Genomic DNA, 17634 nt, shown 5'->3' with positions numbered 1-17634 from the left:
GTGCTGGGAGTCCAAGGACAAGGACGAGTACGGCTCCGACGAAGGCCGCGACGAGCACGGCTCCAACAAGAGCTGGGAGTCCAAGGACAAGGACGAGTACGGCTCCGACGAAGGCCGCGACGAGCACGGCTCCAACAAGAGCTGGGAGTCCAAGGACAAGGACGAGCGCGGCTCGGACGAGGACAGCTGGGAGAAGGAGCGGGAGTTCGTCTACTACGGCGAGGCCAAGATCGACAAGGACGCCAAGCCGGGTCGCTACGAGCTCAAGGGCTCGTGCGGCGAGGGCGAGCTCGTCGTGCTGCCGCACGGCGGTGTCGACGGTGGTGACGGTGGCGCCAGCACCGGTACCGACCGTGGCCTGGCCACCGGCGGGGCGGGCCTGCTCGGCGCTGCCGCGCTGGGCGGGATCGTGCTGATGCGTCGCCGGCGGACCGATGGTTCGCTCGTCTGACGTGACGACGACACGGGCCGGCGGCCGTCACGGGAGACCGTGGCGTGCCGCCGGCGCGGCCGTCGTCGTCACCATGGCCATGATCGGCGCCGGCATGATCGGTGCCGCCCTGAAGACCACGACCCCGGCCCGGCCGCCGCAGCCGCTGGCCCAGGCCGGTCCCACGGTGAGCGGGCCGGCCGGCACCGCCACCGCCATCCCACCGGCGGACGGACAGCCAGCCGACGGACAGCCGGCCGGCCGAGGGGACGTGCCGGCCGGGCTGGCGCGTTCCGTGCCGACCAGCATCGAGATCCCCCGGATCGGCGTCCAGGCGACGATCATGTCGCTCGGCACCAACCCGGACGGCACCGTCCAGGTCCCCCCGTTGGAGCAGGCCGACCAGGCCGGCTGGTACGAGCCGGGCGCGAGCCCCGGCGAGACCGGTAACGCGGTCATCGTGGGGCACGTGGACTCGGCGAAGCTCGGCCCGGCGGTCTTCTTCGACCTCGGCGCTCTCGTTCCCGGCGACACCATGACGGTGCGGCGGGCGGACGGCCGGCCGGCCACGTTCCGGGTCGACTCGGTGGCGTCGTACCCGAAGACGGCCTTCCCCACCGAGTTGGTGTACGGGCCCGCTGACCGGCCCGGCCTGCGGGTGGTCACCTGCGGTGGTCAGTTCGACCAGGCCGCCAAGAGCTACCCGGACAACATCGTCGTGTTCGCCACCCTGGCGGGGTGACCCGCGGCGAACGACAGCGGTCCGGCCGGTCGGGTCACCCCGACCGGCCGGACCGCGTCCGGCGTACCTGACTCAGGCGGCTGCGGAGGTCCGCACCAGGGTGCGGATCTGGCGCAGCAGCACCGACAGGGCGGCGAGGTCCGCCCGCGACTCGTCGAACTCCCCCATCGCCCGCCGGGCGCGGTGGATCGAGGTGGCGTTCGACTGCTCCCACTGCTGCACCCGCTCGTGCGGCGGCAGGTCCTCCGGGGTGGAGCCGAACACCTCCGCGGTGAGCGCGGCCAGCGCGGCGTACAGGTCGTAGCGCAGCGCCATCCGGGCCAACGTCTGCCAGCGGTCCTCCCGGGGCAGCAGGGAGATCTTCGACAGTAGCGAGTCCACCCGGAACAGGTCGGACAGCACGAAGTAGACCGAGGCCACCTCGCTGACGTCCCGCCCGCTGGCGTTCGCGGTCTCCACCACGTCCATCAGGCCGAAGCTGTACATCAGCCGGGTCGCCCGCTCCGCCAGCTCGCGGGGCAGCCCACGATCGGTCATCGCGTCCATGTGGGCGGCGATGCCCTGCCGCTCGTTGCCGTAGAACAGCTCCTCCAGCCCCGGCAACAGCCGGGTGACGCCGTCGCGCAGCCGGGCGATCTCCGCCGGCACGTCGATCGGCGAGCGCCGGTTGGACACCAGCCACCGCACCGCCCGGTCGAGCAACCGGCGGGTGTCCAGGTAGACGCTCGTCTGCAACTCGGGCGCGACCTTGTTGTCCAGCGCCTCGACCGCGTCCCACAGCTCACGCAGCCCGAAGACCTCGCTGACCACCACGTACGCCCGGATCACGTCCGCGGCGCTGGCCGCGGTCTCCTCGACCACCCGGAAGATGAACGAGATGCCACCCCGGTTGATCGCCTCGTTGACCAACACGGTGGTGACGATGTCGCGGCGCAGGCGGTGTCGGCCCATCCGGTCGGCGAACCGCTCGCGCATCGGCGTCGGGAAGTAGTTGACCAGAACCTCGGTCGTCCACTCCTCGTCCGCCAACCCCTCGGTGAGGATCTCCCGTTCCAGGACGATCTTCACGTACGCGAGCAGCACCGCGAACTCCGGCGCGGTCAGCCCGGACTCGCTGCGGACCGCCAGCTCCTCGTCCGGCGGCAGCGCCTCCAGTGCCCGGTCCAACGCGCCGGACCGCTCCAGCTCGTTGATCATCCGACGGTGCACCGGGAGCAGCGAGGCAGCCTGGGCCTGGGCGTTGTTGATCGCCCGAGCCTGGTCGTAGTTGTCCCGCAGCACCAGCTCCGCGACCTCGTCGGTCATCCCGGCCAGCAGCTCGTCCCGCTCGGCCGTGGTCAACTCCCCGTCGGCCACCGCCGTGTTCAGCAGGATCTTGATGTTCACCTCGTGGTCGGAGGTGTCCACCCCGGCCGCGTTGTCGATGAAGTCGGAGAAGATCCGGCCGCCGGTCAACGCGTACTCGATCCGGCCGAGCTGGGTCCAGCCCAGGTTGCCGCCCTCGCCCGCGACCCGGCACCGCAGGTTGCGCCCGTCCACCCGGATCGCGTCGTTGGACTTGTCGCCCACCTCGGCGTTGGTCTGGGTGGACGCCTTGACGTAGGTGCCGATGCCGCCGTTCCAGAACAGGTCCACCGGAGCGGTGACGATCGCCTTCATCAGCTCCTGCGGTGACAGGTGCGTGACGTCGCCGTCCAGGCCGATCGCCGCCCGGACCTGCGGCGTGATCGGGATGGACTTCGCGGTACGCGGGAAGATGCCGCCGCCGGCCGAGATCAGCTCCGGGTTGTAGTCCTCCCACGAGGACCGGGGCAGGTCGAACAGCCGCCGCCGCTCCGCGTACGAGGTGGCCGCGTCCGGCTCCGGGTCGAGGAAGATGTGCCGGTGGTCGAAGGCGGCCACCAGGCGGATGTGCTCGGACAGCAGCATCCCGTTACCGAACACGTCGCCGGACATGTCACCGACGCCGACCACCGTGAAGTCCTGGGTCTGGGTGTCCAGGCCCAACTCCCGGAAGTGGCGCTTGACCGACTCCCAGGCGCCCCGGGCGGTGATGCCCATCTTCTTGTGGTCGTAGCCGGCGGAACCGCCGGAGGCGAACGCGTCGCCCAGCCAGAAGTTGTGCGCCGTGGAGATCTCGTTGGCGATGTCGGAGAACGTGGCGGTGCCCTTGTCCGCCGCCACCACCAGGTACGGGTCGTCGCCGTCGTGCCGGACCACGTCCTCGGGCGGCACGATCTGCCCGCTGACGATGTTGTCGGTGACGTCCAGCATCGCGCCGACGAACTCCTGGTAGCAGGCCACCGCCTCGTCCCGGTCACCCGGCTTCTGCTTCAGCACGAAGCCGCCCTTGGCGCCCACCGGCACGATCACGGTGTTCTTCACCATCTGCGCCTTGACCAGACCCAGCACCTCGGTCCGGAAGTCCTCCCGACGGTCCGACCAGCGCAGCCCGCCCCGGGCCACCGGCCCGAACCGCAGGTGTACGCCCTCGAACCGGGGCGAGTAGACGAAGATCTCGAACTTCGGGCGCGGCGCGGGCAGGTCCGGAATGGCCTGCGGGTCGAGCTTGAACGCCACGTACGCCTTCGGCCGCCCGTCGGCGCGCTTCTGGTAGAAGCTGGTCCGCAGGGTCGCCTCGATCAACGTCAGGTACGACCGCAGGATCCGGTCCTGGTCCAGGCTGGCCACGTCGTCCAGCGCACCCCGGATCGTCTCCACCAGCTCACCGCTGCGCTGCTGCCGCTGCTCGGCGCTCAGCTCGCCCGGCGCGAACCGGGTCTCGAACAGCTCCACCAGCAGGCTCGCGAGCTTCGGGTACGCAATGAAGGTCTGCTCCATGTAGTCCTGCGAGAAGACCGTGCCGGCCTGCCGCAGATACTTCGCGTACGCCCGCAGCACCACCACCTGCCGCCAGGTCAGCCCGCCGCGCAGCACCAGCTCGTTGAACCGGTCCACCTCGGCCTCGCCACGCCAGGCCGCCGCGAAGGCGTTCTCCACGTGCGGGCGCACCTCGGCCAGCTCGTGGTGCCCCTCGGGCAGCATGAGGCCGAAGTCGTACAGGTAGACCCGCCCGTCGATCCGGTCCACCTCGTACGGGTGCTCGTCGACCACCCGCACACCGAGGGAGTGCAGCACCGGCAGCACGGCGGAGAGCATCATCGGTTCGCCGTACCGGTAGACCTTGAACCGGACGTCCATGGCCTCGGCCAGGTCCGCACCGGGCACCCGGGTGCCGGGGCGGGGTGCGAGCTGCTTGCGGAACAGGTGCATCTCCAGCTGGCCGGGCTCCTCCAGCAGCTCCAGCTTCGCCAGGTCCTTCATCGCCTCGTACGGCGTGTGCCCGTCCTTGTAGCCCTCCGGGAACGCGTCGGCGTACCTGGTGAACAGGTGTTTGGCCTGCTCGTCGCCGAGCTTGCGTTCCAACACCAGCCGGTAGTCGTCGTCCCAGAGCCGGGTCGCGTCGGCCAACTCCTCGGCCAACAGGTCGGCGTCGATGTCGCCGGGCGGCCGGGTCGGGTCGGTACGCACGATGAAGTGCACCCGGGCCAGCATCGACTCGGTGACGCGGGTGGTGTAGTCCACCCCGACACCGTTGAGCTCACGCAGCAGGATGTCCTGCATCCGGAGGCGGTTCTGGGTGGTGAACCGGTCCCGGGGGAGGTAGATCAGGCAGGAGATGAACCGCCCGTACGCGTCCCGGCGCAGGAAGACCCGCAGCTGCCGGCGACCGGCCATCCGCAGCACGCCGATCACCGCGTGGTAGAGGTCGTCGGTCTTGATCTGGAACAGCTCGTCACGCGGGTAGGTCTCCAGGATCTGGATCAGATCCTTGCCGGAGTGGCTGCGCCGGCTCAGACCGGAGCGGTCCAGCACCTCGGCCACCTTGCGGCGCACCACCGGCAGCTCGCGGACGCTGGTCCGGTACGCGGCGGTGGAGAACAGGCCGAGGAAGCGCCGCTCGCCGATCACCTCGCCGGCCTCGTTGAAGATCTTGAAGCCGATGTAGTCCAGGTACGCCGAGCGGTGCACGGTGGCCCGCGAGTTGGCCTTGGTGATGATGAGCAGGCGCTTCTCCAGCACCTTCTCGTGCGCCTCGGGCGTCATCGACGCCAGCGGTCGGGCCTCGGGCGCGTCGGAGCGCAGGATGCCCAGGCCGGTGCCGAGCACCGCTTCGAGGGCCTTGCCGTCGACCGGGTCCGCCGCGTCACCGCCCGGGGCGTCCACCAGCCGGTACTCGCGGTAGCCGAGGAAGGTGAAGTGGTCGTGGGCGAGCCACCGCAGCAACTCCACCGAGTCGGTGATGTCCTTCTCCGGCACCGGCGGGCGGTTGTCGGAGGTACGCGCGGAGGCCAACTCGTCGGCGAGCGCGAGGGAACGCTGACGCATCTTCGGCCAGTCTTCCACCGCCTCCCGCACGTCGGTGAGCACCCGCTGCAACTCGCGGCGCAGCCGGTCCCGCTCGGCCGCGTCCCGGACCGGGTCGATCTCGATCCGCATCCAGCTCTCGATGATGTCGCCGGAGATCGCGTCGTCCGGCTCCACGTCCGCGGAGACCTCGGTGAGGCGGCCCAACGGCTCACGCCGGACCACCACCAGCGGGTGCACCAGCAGGTGCACGTCCAGGTGGTACGAGTTGAGCAGCGCGGTCACCGAGTCCACCAGGAACGGCATGTCGTCGGTGACGATCTCGACGACCGTGTGGTGCTGGTCGGCGTGCGGTTCGTGGATCCGCAGCTTCAACTCGCCCGGCACCCGCTGTTGGGCGAGGTCCCGGTGTGCCCGGGCCGCGTCGAGCATCTCTTCCGCCGTGAAGCCGACCAGCTCCTCGTCCGGTGCGAACCGCCAGAAACGGCCGACAAGTGTCGCCGCGTCGTGGTCGTCCCCGGCGAGCGCGACAGCCTGGGCCACCAGGCGCTCCGCGTTGGGAACGGGTTCGTCGAGCTCGGCGTCCTCCACGTCGTCGGCCAACGCCTCGGTGGGCAGGCCCAGATCGTAGATGGTGTCGATGCTCGACCCGGTCAGCCCGGTGACTCCCGTGTCGAGCCGGCCGTAGCCGTCCCCGTCGGTCGCCGAATCGAAGCTGTCGTCGTCCCGGCCGGAGTCATCCTGCCGGAGGTCGGGTTCCGGTTTGATCGCCGGACGCCGGTCCATCGGTGCCACTCCCCTCGACCCACCGCGTTGTGGGTCACTCTGCCGCTCAGCCTAGGCCCTGCCGTTGTGCGCCTTCGTCGGCGGACCATTGGCCAGACGTCCGGATCGGGACTTTGTCCTTTCACCCGTTGCGGGTCCGAGGTTGGCCGGCTGCGGGATACCCCGCCACGCGATGTTCATCACACTGGCTCGGCCCGTCTTTGAGCGCGCCCACCGTCGTGGGGGACGTTGGGGACGCCCTCGGCGTACTACCGTGCGAAGGCGCTCCGAGATCGGAAGGACCAGCTTCATGCCCTCGTCGTACCCTCGGCCCCACCGGCCGAACCCCGCCCGCCGCGCGCTCGCCGGCCTCACCGCGGCGCTGCTCGCGGCCGGCGTTCTGGCTGGCTGCTCGGGTGACGACGGGCCGGAGCGCACCGTGGACGCCTTCCTCTCCGGCTGGCGCAGCGGCGATCTTCAGGCGGTCGGCCTGATCGACCCGACCGGCGGCAAACTGCCCTCGGCTGAGGTGAGTCGCGAGATCAAGGAACTCTCCGGTGAGCTGGCGGCCACCCCGCCCACGCTGACGCGACGCGGCGAGCCGAAGGTCACGGCGGACATCGCCACCACAACCGTGCAGGTGGAGTGGAACCTCCCCGGCCAGACCCGGTGGACGTACGACCGGGAGGTGCGTCTCGCTCAGGGCGACGACGACCAGTGGCAGGTGATCTGGGAGCCGAAGGTGGTGCAGGAGCAGCTCAGCAAGGGTGACCGGCTGGCGTTGCGCCGCGACGCCAGCGCCCGTGCCGGGGTGCTGGACGCCGCCGGGCAACCGATCGTGGCTCCCCGCCCGGTGGTGCGGGTCGGGGTGCAGCCCGACGGGGTGACCGACATCAAGAAGCTCGTGAAGGATCTCGACGCGGCGTTCAAGGCGATCCGCCCGGCACTGGTCCCCGCTGTCGACCTGGCCGACCTGCCCGAGCGCGTCGCGAAGGCCGAGCCGGGAGCGTTCGTCGAGGTGGTGTCGCTTCGCGAGGAGGCGTACCGCCAGATCAAGACCCGGATCTACGACCTGCCCGGCACCAAGTTCACCTCCGACAAGGTCGACCTGGCACCGACCCGGGAATTCGCCCGTGCGCTGCTCGGCACGGTCGACCCGGCGCAGGCCGACGACCTCGCCGCACACCCCGACCGGTACGTCGTCGGCGACCTGGTCGGGCACGGCGGGTTGCAGGGCCGTTACGACGAGCGGCTGCGCGGCGGCCCCGGGCTGACCGTGGTGGTCGAGCGTCCCACCGAGGGCGGCAAACTCGAACCCACCGGCACCGAGTTGTTCCGCCGTGAGCCGCAGCCCGGTCAGGCGCTCAAGACCACGCTGGACGTCGCCGTCCAGAACGCCGCCGACGGGGCACTGCGCGCCGAGCCACTGCGATCCGCGCTGGTGGCGCTCCGGATCAGCGACGGTGCGGTGCTCGCCGCCGCGAACGGCCCCGGTCCGGCCGGGGAGAATCTGGCCTTCGACGCTCAGGTGCCGCCCGGCTCCACGTTCAAGATGGTCAGTACGCTGGGCCTGCTGGACCGGGGCGCGGTCACCCTGGACGGGCCGGTGGCCTGCCCGAAGACCTTCACCGTGGACGGTCGGTCCTTCAAGAACTCCGACAACTTCGAGCTCGGCTCCGTGCCGTTCCGCACCGACTTCGCCAAGTCCTGCAACACCGCGTTCGCCTCGCTGGCACCGAAGCTCGGCGGCGACGGGCTGGCCGCCGCCGGCCGCTCGGTGGGCCTGGAAGGTCAATGGGACGTCGGCACCGACGCCTTTACCGGCAAGGTGTCCACCGGCGGCAGTCCCGCCGAGCAGGCCGCGGCATCGTTCGGGCAGGGCACCACGCTGGTCAGCCCGCTGGCCATGGCCGGTGCCACCGCGGCGGTCGCCCGAGGCCGCTTCGAGCAGCCGAAACTGCTGATCGACCCGGCGCCGGCCAAGCCGGCCCCGCCGGGCGAACAACTCAAGCCCGAATCGGTCGCCGCGCTGCGCGCGATGATGCGCGAGGTGGTCACCACCGGCACCGCGAGCGCGCTGAAGGACGTGCCAGGCGAGGTCTACGGCAAGACCGGCACCGCCGAATACGACGACAACCCGGCACACACCCACGCCTGGTTCGTTGGCTGGCGGGGCGACGTGGCGTTCGCCGTCTTCGTGGAGAAGGGCGGCGCCAGCACGGCGTCCGCCGTCCCGATCGCCGAGCGCTTCCTCCGCGCCCTCCCCAGGTCCTGACACCAACGCCGCACCGGCGCGCCCACCCCCGACCCGCGCCCCGCCCACGCGGCACCACCGCGCGCACGGCCCAGGGCGGCACCGCCGCGCACGGCCCAGGGCGGCACCGCCGCGCACGGCCGGCGGCGACCCCGCGCACGGCCCACGCGGCGACGCCGCGCACCGCGCAGGCGTTGATCCACTCGGTATTGCTGAAGCCGCGGTATCCGAGTCACCCGGAGCCCGCCACATCATGAAACCCGAGTCGATCTTGGCCCGGCGGGGCGGCATTCGGGTCAGGCAGTGTCGGCTTTGTGGTGGTCCGGGGTGTTTTCTACCGGCGGGACGGGTCGGCGGAGCAGACCTGGGCCGGCCGAGGCGGGTGGGCCGACCGGCTCCCGCTCGGCCGCAGCCGGAATATGGGCCGCGCCCTCGGCAGAGTCACCGCCGAATCGGCCGGAAGCAGCCACCGGACCGTCGGAATGGTCGATGCCGGCCGGGTCGACGGCGGCGGCTCCCGCGTCGGAGGACTCGGCTTCCGTGAGCGGCGTGGCATCGACGGCCGACTCCCACGAGGGGGCATCGGCGAGGGACGCCGCCACGCCGATCACGCCAGCGACCCCACCGACCCGCTCGGCACGGTCCAGCCCACCAACCCGCTCGGCGGGGGCCGGGGAGCGGCCGTTACCCCGCCGCGGGCCGGGGGTCGGCCGGGACGACAGCAGCCGGGGTGGCACCGCCTCCGGGGCGGTGACCGGGGCCAGGCCGGCGACCACGGTGTTGACGATCTCGGCCGCGTACGAGCCGTCGGGGTCGTAGTCGGGGTCGAAGACTGTCAACTCCACCCCGAGGCAGTGCGGGGTGTCGACAAGCCCGGCGAGCAGGATCTCCAACTCGGCGAAGGCGATCCCACCCGGGTCGGGGGCGTCCACGGCGGGCATCACCGCGGGGTCGAGCACGTCCACGTCGATGTGCACCCAGTAGCCCGCGCAGTCGGCGAGTTGCTCGTGCGCCCACTGGGCCGTCCGGGCGGCGCCCTCGGCGCGCAGGGCCGGCACCGGCCGGGTGGTGATCCCGGCGGCCTGGAGGTCGAGCCGGTACTCGTCCTGGGCGCGGATGCCGAGCACCACCACGTCGATGTCGCGGAAGTAGGGCCGTCGCCCCTCGATCGCGGCCAGGTCGGCCTGCCCCCGGCCGGTGACGAGGGCGAGATCCTCCCCGGCGGCCGCGCCCACGTACGAGGCGTTGCCGGGGTGCCGGAAGTCGGAGTGCCCGTCGACGAAGACCAGCCCGATCCGCCCGCCGACGGCCTCGCCGAGGCGGTGCATGGCCAGCGCCGATCCCAGCAGCACCGAGCAGTCGCCGCCCAGCACCACCGGGAACTCGCCCCGGTCGATGATCGAGCCGATCCGTTCGGCGAGGGCCAGCGAGTAGTCGGCGATCTCCCGGGCGTGGCACACCCCGTCGCCGGGGCGCCAGTCGCCCGGGTCGTACCGGGCCGGGGTGACGCAGCCGGCGTCGCGGGCGCGTAGCCGGGCCAGCAGTTCGTGGTCGCGCAGTGCGCCGGGCGCCTTGGCGCAACCGGGGACCGACGTGGTCGTCGGTGGCCGCAGACCGAGATTTGTCGGCGCGTCGAGGACGGCGATCCGGCGCATCATGAGCTCCCGTCCTCGTTGGTCGGGCGGGCCGGCCGGAACGCCGGCCCGCGCTGGCGTACTACGAACTCAGAACAGGGCGCTGGCCAGTGCCCGGCGTGCCGAGGCGACGGCCGGATCGTCCGGGCCGGCGATGGAGAACAGCGAGACCAGGTGCTGGCGGGCGGTCTCCCGGTCCTCACCGGCGGTGCGCCGGACCAGACCGACGAGCCGGGCGTACGCCTGCTCGGCCAGGCCGCTGAGCACCTCGATGTCGGCGGCCAGCAGTTGGGCGGCCACGTCGTCGGGGGCGTTCTCGGCGGCGGCCAGCGCGGCGGCCGGGTCCGCGCCGGCGACCCGGCGGGCCACGCCGACCTGGGCCAGCCCCGCCGTGGCCGCGGCGTCCGCCGGGGCGTCGGCCAGAATCTTCCGGTACGCCTGCTCGGCGGCGTCCAGATCGCCGCTCATCAGGGCGTCGTCCGCCTCGTCGAGGCGGGGGTCCTCCGGCTCGGCCACGGTCACGCCGCCGGCCTTGAGCACGGCCTGGATCCACTGCCGCAGTTGCGCCTCGGGCACCACCCCGGAGAAGGCGTCGACTGGCTGGCCGCCGACGACCGCGTAGACCATGGGGATGCCCTGGACCCGGAACATCTGGGCGATGCGCGGGTTTTCCTGCACGTCGACCCGTGCCAGCACCCAGGTGCCGCCGCCCTCGGCGTTGAGTTGCTCCAGGACCGGGGCGAACTCGTCGCTCTCCGGGAAGCCGGCCGCGCCGAAGAACACGACGACGGGCACGGCCATCGACCGTTCGAGCACCTCGGACTGGATTGTCGCCTCGGTGACGTCGACGATGGCGGTGCTACCGCCGGCGGCGGCGGGCGCGCCGGGGGTGCCGTTGGACGGGCCGCCCTGTGGGGGCGTGCCGGGGCGCGTACTTGCTGGTGCGGGGCCACGCAGCGTGCTGAGGTCGACCGCGCCGCGGGTGAAGATCGACGAGGTGATCCGTGGGTCGCTCATGGTTACCTAGTCTCGCACGTGAGCCCCCGATCTCAGGTCACCCACAACCCCGACGTTGCAACTCTCACCCTGCCCCGACCACCCCGCCCGCACCCCCGCCCCGCACCCCACGCCCACCCTCGCGGGAGCCGTGGGGGCGGGGGTGGGGGGTCAGAAGCGGGCGGGTTCGCGGTGGGTGCCCCACTCGGCGCGTAGGGCGTCGCAGATCTCGCCGAGAGTCGCCTCGGCGCGGACGGCGTCGAGCATCGCGGGGATCATGTTCTCGTCGGTGCGGCTGGCGTCGACCATCCGGGCCACCGCCGCGCGGACCGCCGACTCGTCCCTCGCGCCCTTGCGCTCGGCGAGCACCCGGCGCTGCTCCAGCTCCACCTCGTGCGAGATGCGCAGGATCTCCAGTTCCTTGGCGACCGTACCGGTGTGGCAGTTGACCCCGACGATCTTCTTGTCGCCCTTCTCCAGGGCCTGCTGGTAGACGAAGGCCGACTCGGCGATGTGCCCGGTGAACCAGCCGTCCTCGATGCCGCGCAGGATGCCTGAGGTCATCGGGCCGATCTGGTGTGGCCCGTCCCCACCGAGCTGCCGGATCCGGGCGAAGATCTCCTCCGCCTCGGCCTCGATCTTGTCGGTCAGCGCCTCGACGTACCAGGAGCCGCCGAGCGGGTCGGCCACGTTGACCACGCCGGTCTCCTCCATCAGCACCTGCTGCGTACGCAGGGCGATCTCGGCGGACTCGTCGGTGGGCAGTGCCAGGGTCTCGTCCAGTGCGTTGGTGTGCAGCGAGTTCGTGCCGCCGAGCACCGCGGCGAGAGCCTCGACGGCGGTGCGTACCACGTTGTTGACCGGCTGCTGCGCGGTCAGCGACACCCCGGCGGTCTGCGTGTGGAACCGCAGCCAGAGGGCTTTCTCGCTGGTGGCGCCGTAGACGTCGCGCAGCCAGCGGGCCCAGATCCGGCGGGCGGCGCGGAACTTGGCGATCTCCTCGAAGAAGTCCAGGTGCGAGTCGAAGAAGAAGCTCAGCCCCGGCGCGAAGACGTTCACGTCCAGCCCGCGCGAGAGGCCCAGCTCCACGTACCCGAAGCCGTCGGCCAGGGTGTACGCCAACTCCTGCGCGGCGGTCGAGCCGGCCTCGCGGATGTGGTAGCCGGAGACCGACAGCGGCTTGTAACGCGGGATCTCGGCCGCGCAGTATTCCATCAGGTCGCCGATCAGGCGCAGGTGCGGCTCCGGGTCGAAGAGCCACTCCTTCTGCGCGATGTACTCCTTGAAGATGTCGGTCTGCAGCGTGCCGTCCAGCTTGGACAGGTCGGCGCCCTGCCGTTCGGCGGCGACGAGGTACATGCAGAACACCGGCACGGCCGGGCCGGAGATGGTCATCGAGGTGGTGACGTCGGCCAGGTCGATGCCGTCGAAGAGCGCCTGCATGTCGGTGGCGGTGTCGATGGCGACGCCACAGTGGCCGACCTCGCCGAGCGCCTGCGGGTCGTCGGAGTCGCGGCCCATCAGCGTCGGCATGTCGAACGCGACCGAGAGGCCGCCACCGCCGGCGCCGAGGATCATCTTGTAACGCTCGTTGGTCTGCTGGGCGTTACCGAAGCCGGCGAACTGCCGGATCGTCCAGGTCCGCCCCCGGTATCCGGTCGGATACAAACCCCGGGTGTACGGGTACTCGCCCGGCCAGCCGATCCGCTCGAAGCCCGGATACGCGCTGCCCTCGGGCGGCCCGTAGACCGGCTCCACCGGCATCCCGGAGAGCGTGGTGAAGTCCGCGTCGCGCTTGCGCGCGGCGTCGTACCGGGCCTGCCAGCGCGCCCGTCCGGCGTCGATCTCGTCGGCGTCCATGAGCAGGGCTCCTCCTCGGGTCCTCGACTGCACGTCGAGTGTAGGACCCTCACCTGAACGATCGCTAAGTCCCGTCGTACCGGCCGGTAACGTGAGCTGGCGGATGGCGTCAGAGGTCCAGCACCAGCCGCGGGGTGCGCGACCGGGAGACACACGGGTAGACGACGTCCCGGCCGTCCCTGCGCCGCGCCGCCGGGATGTCGTCGCGGTGCTCGGGCTGCCCGTCGACGACGACGACACCGCAACTGCCGCACAGCCCGTTCTCGCACGAGGCGGGAACCTCGGGTACGACCTCGCGGATCAGGTCGAGCAGGCTGCGGCTCGCCGGCACCTGGAGCAGCTGCCCGGTGCGGGCCAGCTCGGCTTCGAAGGGCTGGTTGTCGGCGTCGGCACGAGACGTGGCGGTGAACCGTTCGACGTGCCGCCGAGCGGGCGGGGTGAGCCGCTCGACCGCGGCGGTCAGCTCGGCCGGACCGCAGCAGTAGACGGCCGTGTCGGCGGATGCCACGCCCAGCAGTCGGAGCAGGTCGGGCCTGCCGTCGGTGTCCGTGGCCACGATCTGCACCCGCTCGGCGCCGAGCGCGGACACCTCGTCCCGGAAGGCCATCCGCCCGGTCGAGCGTCCCACGTAGAGCAGCCGCCACGGGCGGCCCTCGGCTCGCACCCTTCGTACCATCGGCAGGATCGGGGTGATCCCGATCCCGCCGGCGACGAAGAGGTACGCCGACGCCGGCACCAGGGGAAAGTGGTTCCGCGGGCCACCGACGACGACCCGCTGCCCGGGTCGGAGCCGGTGCGCCTCGGCCGAGCCACCCCGACCGGCCGGATCCCGCCGTACCGCGATCCGGTACCTGCTCCGATCCGCCGGATCGCCGCAGAGCGAATACTGGCGGACCACACCGGAGGGCAGCTTGAGGTCGATGTGCGCCCCCGGCTCCCACCCAGGCAGCGCCTGGCCCAGCTCGCCGACCAGCGTCACCTCGACCACGTCGTGGGCGACTGACCGGATGTCGCGGACAACGGCGACCACACCCGCCGGTTTCCGGACCGGCCGGGGGCGCTGCGCGCCACGGCGGCGGCCGTATCGGGTCGGGCCGCCCGGTTTGTAGACCGACAGCAGCGTCGCGACCAGTCCGACCGCCGGACCCAGCGGCGTCAGCAGCGCCAACGGCAGCCCGGCCTCGGCCCGGATCTCGGCCACCGGCCGGCCCGCCTCGACCAGCTCGTGCGCGCGCAGCGCCAGGTCCTGGAGGACCGCACTGCCGACCAGCATGATCCCCAGCATCAGTACCAGCTTCGTCGCGACCCACCGACGCCGCCAGAGCCCCCACGGCGTGCCCGCCGCAAGTGCCACCCCGGTCAGCAGGGCGAGTTGGTGAGCCGGGCCGAGAAACGTCTCGTCGACAAGCAACATCATGGTGTACGCCGAGCGCAGATAGCCGAGGTCGTGCGCACCGGCAGCGGCGATGGCCATGGTCGCCATCACGGTGATCACTCCGAACCAGCCGACCGCGCTCGCGATGTGCGTCGCCAGCAGCGCCTTGCGGACCCGGGGCGAGATGAGCCGTTGCTGCTCGCGGGTCGCCCGCAGGTGCCGGTTGGCCGCCGGCAGGAAAATCAGGACCACCGCGGCCACCATAGCGCCCAGGCTCATCCAGTCGAACGCCATGGCCAGTGGCTGCCGGTCCCCCGGGTTGGCGACCATGCCAGGCAGCCTGAACACCACCGTGTTCGCGACGAGCGCGGTCAGGGTGACCCGACCCCACTGCCTCCCCTGCCGGGTCATGGTGGCGAGGAACAACAGCATCGAGCCCAGCTCCACCGGCCAGAAGACCCGGTGGGCCGGAGCACCGTCGAGCAACTCGACGACCAGACTCAGCAGCATCAACACCACTGCCACGGCGGTGCCCGAATATGCCGCGACGAGCAGACGGGGAACCCGCCGCCCCGACTCCGGGAATGTCGCTGACTGCTTCATGTGATCTCCGTCCGGGAGGAATGGGCAGGTTGGCACCGAACAAGCCTGTCGAGAAGGGCCTGTCCTGACTGCCGGGCCACCATGCGAGATCGAGGTGGTGGTAGCACCCCCGCGCACTGGCAGGTTGCCCTCCTGTCCGGAGCGCCCAGCTCGCCATACGCTGGCCCACTGAGCAGCAACGACCCGGGAGAGTGATGATCGAGCAGGCCACGGCGTGGCGATCACGGCTGGGCCGGGAGGCGAGGGCGCTGGTCTCCACCGACACCTGGCGGCGAACCCTGCACCTGCTGGTGGTGACCCCGTGGGCGGTGCTGATGACCGCGCTCAGCGCCATCGGGCTCGTGCTCTCCGCGGCACTCCTGCCCGTCCTGCTGCTCGGCGTGCCGACCTTCCTCGGCTACGGGACCGCGCTGCGCTGCTGTGCCCGCCTCGAAGCGCGGTGGTGCCACCTGGTGCTCGGCGAACGGATCCCGATGGCGTTGCGCGCACCCGCCGGGACCGGTTGGGCGCAGCGGGCCGGCCACCTCGTGCTCGACTCGACCCTGTGGAGGGCCGTGGCGTACCACCTGCTCCGCCTGCCGCTGGCCCTCAGCACGGCCCTAGTGACCCTGATCGCCTGGGGCGGCGGGGCCTGGCTGCTGATCGCCGCCACCCATCCGCCGGCCTGGCCGTTCGCCGACACCCCGCTACCCCGCGACAGCACCGGCCACGCCCTCCTGCACGGGCCGCTTCGACCGGTCACCGCGGCGCTACTGGTCACCGGCGGGGTGGCCCTGCTGATCGCCGCCCCGACGGTGGTCCGGGCGCTCGCCCTGGTGCACGTCTCGCTCGCGAGGACCCTGCTCGGCTGGGCGTCGACCCGTCAGCTCCGGGCCCGGGTGCGGGAGGTCGAGCAGCGCCGCGCCGAGGTCGTCCGGGCCGCCGAGGCCGAACGCCGGCGCATCGAGCGCGACCTGCACGACGGCGCCCAGCAGCGCCTCATCCACCTGGTGCTGACCCTCGGCATGGTCCGCCACCAGTTCGCCGACGACCCGGTCCGCGCCGCGCCGCTGCTCGCCACCGCCCATCAGGAGGCCAAGCAGGCAATCGTCGAGCTGCGCGACCTCACCCGCGGGCTGCACCCGCCGGTGCTCGCCGACCGGGGCCTGGACGCCGCGCTGTCCGCCCTGGCCGCCCGGTCGCCGGTGCCGGTCACGATCGACGTACGCCTCGACCGTCGGCCGCCGCGACTCATCGAGTCCATCGCCTACTTCATGGTGGCCGAGGCGCTGTCCAACACGGCCAAGCACGCCCAGGCCACTCGGGCTCAGATCCACCTGGCGGCACGTCGTGACGCGCTGCTGGTCCGGGTGACCGACGACGGCGTCGGCGGTGCCGACATTTCGGGCGGTTCGGGGCTGGCCGGGCTCGCCGAGCGTGCCCACGGCATCGACGGCGACCTGACCGTACACAGCCCAGCCGGCGGGCCGACGGTGCTCACCATGGAGCTGCCATGCGGGTGGTGATCGCCGAGGACGCGGCGCTGCTGCGCCAGGGCCTCACCCTGCTGCTCACGAGCAACGGACATGAGGTCGTCGAGGCGGTCGCCGACGCGGAGCAACTACTCCGGGCCGTTGCCGAGCACCGCCCCGACCTCGCCCTCCTCGACGTGCGCATGCCGCCCACCCACACCGACGAGGGGCTCCGCGCCGCGCTCGTCATCCGGCGTCAGCAGCCCGACACCGCGGTGCTGGTGCTCTCCCAGTACGTCGAGGAGCGCTACGCCGCCGACCTGCTCGGCGGCGACCTGCACGGAGTCGGCTACCTGCTGAAGGACCGGGTCGGCGAGGTCGGCGAGTTCCTCGACGCGCTGACCCGGGTGGGTGCCGGCGGCACCGTCTTCGACCCCGAGGTCGTCCGCCAGATCCTCTCCCGTACCCGCCGGGACACCCCGCTGCGCAGGCTCGCCCCCCGCGAGTTGGAGGTGCTCCACCTGATGGCCGAGGGCAGGTCGAACGCCGGCATCGCGGCGGAGTTGGTGATCACGGAACGGTCCGTCGAGAAGCACATCAACAGCATCTTCAGCAAACTGCAACTGCCGGTGACGAGCGGCGACAACCGGCGCGTGATCGCGGTGCTGCGCTTTCTCGACAGCGGCGGACAGCGGCCGTGACCTCGCCCGCCCCGACGGCCGCCGCACCGACGCCTCAGGCTCCGGCTGCCACTCCCGGCTGGTTCAGCTCGATGTCGTCCACCGTGACGTTGACCTGGGTGACCGTCAGACCGTACTTCTCCACCGCCTCGATCACCGTGGCCCGCACCGCCTCGGTCACGTCGGCCACGACGTGACCGGCGTCGATCACCAGGACCACGTTGATGACTGCCGAACTGCCCTTCACGTCGGCCGAGACACCCCGGCGAGCGTCGCCCACCTCGTCCAGGCCGACCTTGTCCAGCACGCTGTTGAAGAACCGGGCCACGTCACCACCAAGATCGGCGACACCGGGCACCGAACGAGCGGCAGCCCCGGCGATCTTCTCCACGACCTCGTCGGAAACCGACGTGACACCCCGGGTCGCGCCCGTCGCGGGCTGCGCTGCGCCGGCGTTCTCCACCGCGTCCGTCATG

At 71.7% G+C, this 17634-nt stretch carries 10 protein-coding genes and 1 pseudogene; 5 read left to right on the top strand and 6 right to left on the bottom strand.

Annotated features, from left to right (window positions below; genetic code table 11):
• A pseudogene (locus AB0B57_RS09060) lies at positions 1–451 on the top strand (hypothetical protein); the annotation flags it as partial.
• A 1-nt stretch (position 452) separates the two neighbouring features.
• Positions 453–1172: a class F sortase gene (locus tag AB0B57_RS09055; protein ID WP_357066963.1), complete on the top strand. Its 720-nt coding sequence runs from the start codon at positions 453–455 to the stop codon at positions 1170–1172.
• Between the two features lie 72 nt (positions 1173–1244).
• Here the strand turns inward: AB0B57_RS09055 and AB0B57_RS09050 are convergent, their stop codons facing one another.
• A complete protein-coding gene (locus AB0B57_RS09050) occupies positions 1245–6326 on the bottom strand; it encodes an NAD-glutamate dehydrogenase (protein ID WP_357066961.1) in 5082 nt (1693 codons plus the stop codon).
• 289 nt (positions 6327–6615) lie between these two features.
• Here AB0B57_RS09050 and AB0B57_RS09045 point away from each other — a divergent pair, with 289 nt between their 5' ends.
• The gene (locus tag AB0B57_RS09045) at positions 6616–8580 is read left to right on the top strand and encodes a penicillin-binding transpeptidase domain-containing protein (RefSeq protein WP_357066959.1); all 1965 of its coding nucleotides are present in this window, start codon (positions 6616–6618) and stop codon (positions 8578–8580) included.
• 275 nt (positions 8581–8855) lie between these two features.
• Here AB0B57_RS09045 and AB0B57_RS09040 read toward each other — a convergent pair whose 3' ends face one another.
• From AB0B57_RS09040 to AB0B57_RS09025, 4 genes are all read right to left on the bottom strand, one after another.
• Positions 8856–10217, bottom strand: coding sequence for an arginase family protein (locus AB0B57_RS09040; protein WP_357066957.1), 1362 nt, complete (start codon positions 10215–10217; stop codon positions 8856–8858).
• Positions 10218–10283: 66 nt separating this feature from the next.
• Positions 10284–11210, bottom strand: a complete 927-nt coding sequence (locus tag AB0B57_RS09035; protein ID WP_357066955.1) for a tetratricopeptide repeat protein — start codon at positions 11208–11210, stop codon at positions 10284–10286.
• A gap of 150 nt (positions 11211–11360) precedes the next feature.
• Positions 11361–13049, bottom strand: a complete 1689-nt coding sequence (locus AB0B57_RS09030) for a methylmalonyl-CoA mutase family protein (protein ID WP_357066953.1) — start codon at positions 13047–13049, stop codon at positions 11361–11363.
• Positions 13050–13158: 109 nt separating this feature from the next.
• Positions 13159–15027: a PDR/VanB family oxidoreductase gene (locus AB0B57_RS09025; protein ID WP_357066951.1), complete on the bottom strand. Its 1869-nt coding sequence runs from the start codon at positions 15025–15027 to the stop codon at positions 13159–13161.
• Between the two features lie 194 nt (positions 15028–15221).
• Between AB0B57_RS09025 and AB0B57_RS09020 the strand changes: the two genes are divergently transcribed.
• Both AB0B57_RS09020 and AB0B57_RS09015 read left to right on the top strand, forming a co-directional pair.
• The gene (locus AB0B57_RS09020; RefSeq protein ID WP_357066949.1) at positions 15222–16532 is read left to right on the top strand and encodes a sensor domain-containing protein; all 1311 of its coding nucleotides are present in this window, start codon (positions 15222–15224) and stop codon (positions 16530–16532) included.
• Positions 16520–17179 carry a response regulator transcription factor gene (locus AB0B57_RS09015; protein WP_357066947.1) on the top strand — a complete coding sequence of 220 codons (660 nt, stop codon included), beginning with the start codon at positions 16520–16522 and terminating at the stop codon, positions 17177–17179. The genes AB0B57_RS09020 and AB0B57_RS09015 overlap by 13 nt, the downstream gene beginning before the upstream one ends.
• 34 nt (positions 17180–17213) lie before the next feature.
• On the opposite strand, the gene AB0B57_RS09010 is transcribed toward AB0B57_RS09015, so the two are convergent.
• Positions 17214–17633: an Asp23/Gls24 family envelope stress response protein gene (locus AB0B57_RS09010; RefSeq protein ID WP_357066945.1), complete on the bottom strand. Its 420-nt coding sequence runs from the start codon at positions 17631–17633 to the stop codon at positions 17214–17216.
• Between the last annotated feature and the right edge of the window lies 1 nt (position 17634).

Origin of the sequence: Micromonospora sp. NPDC049101, assembly GCF_040648675.1 — a bacterium.
Taxonomy (GTDB): Bacteria; Actinomycetota; Actinomycetes; order Mycobacteriales; family Micromonosporaceae; genus Micromonospora.
This window is presented reverse-complemented; position numbering and strand designations above follow the sequence as displayed.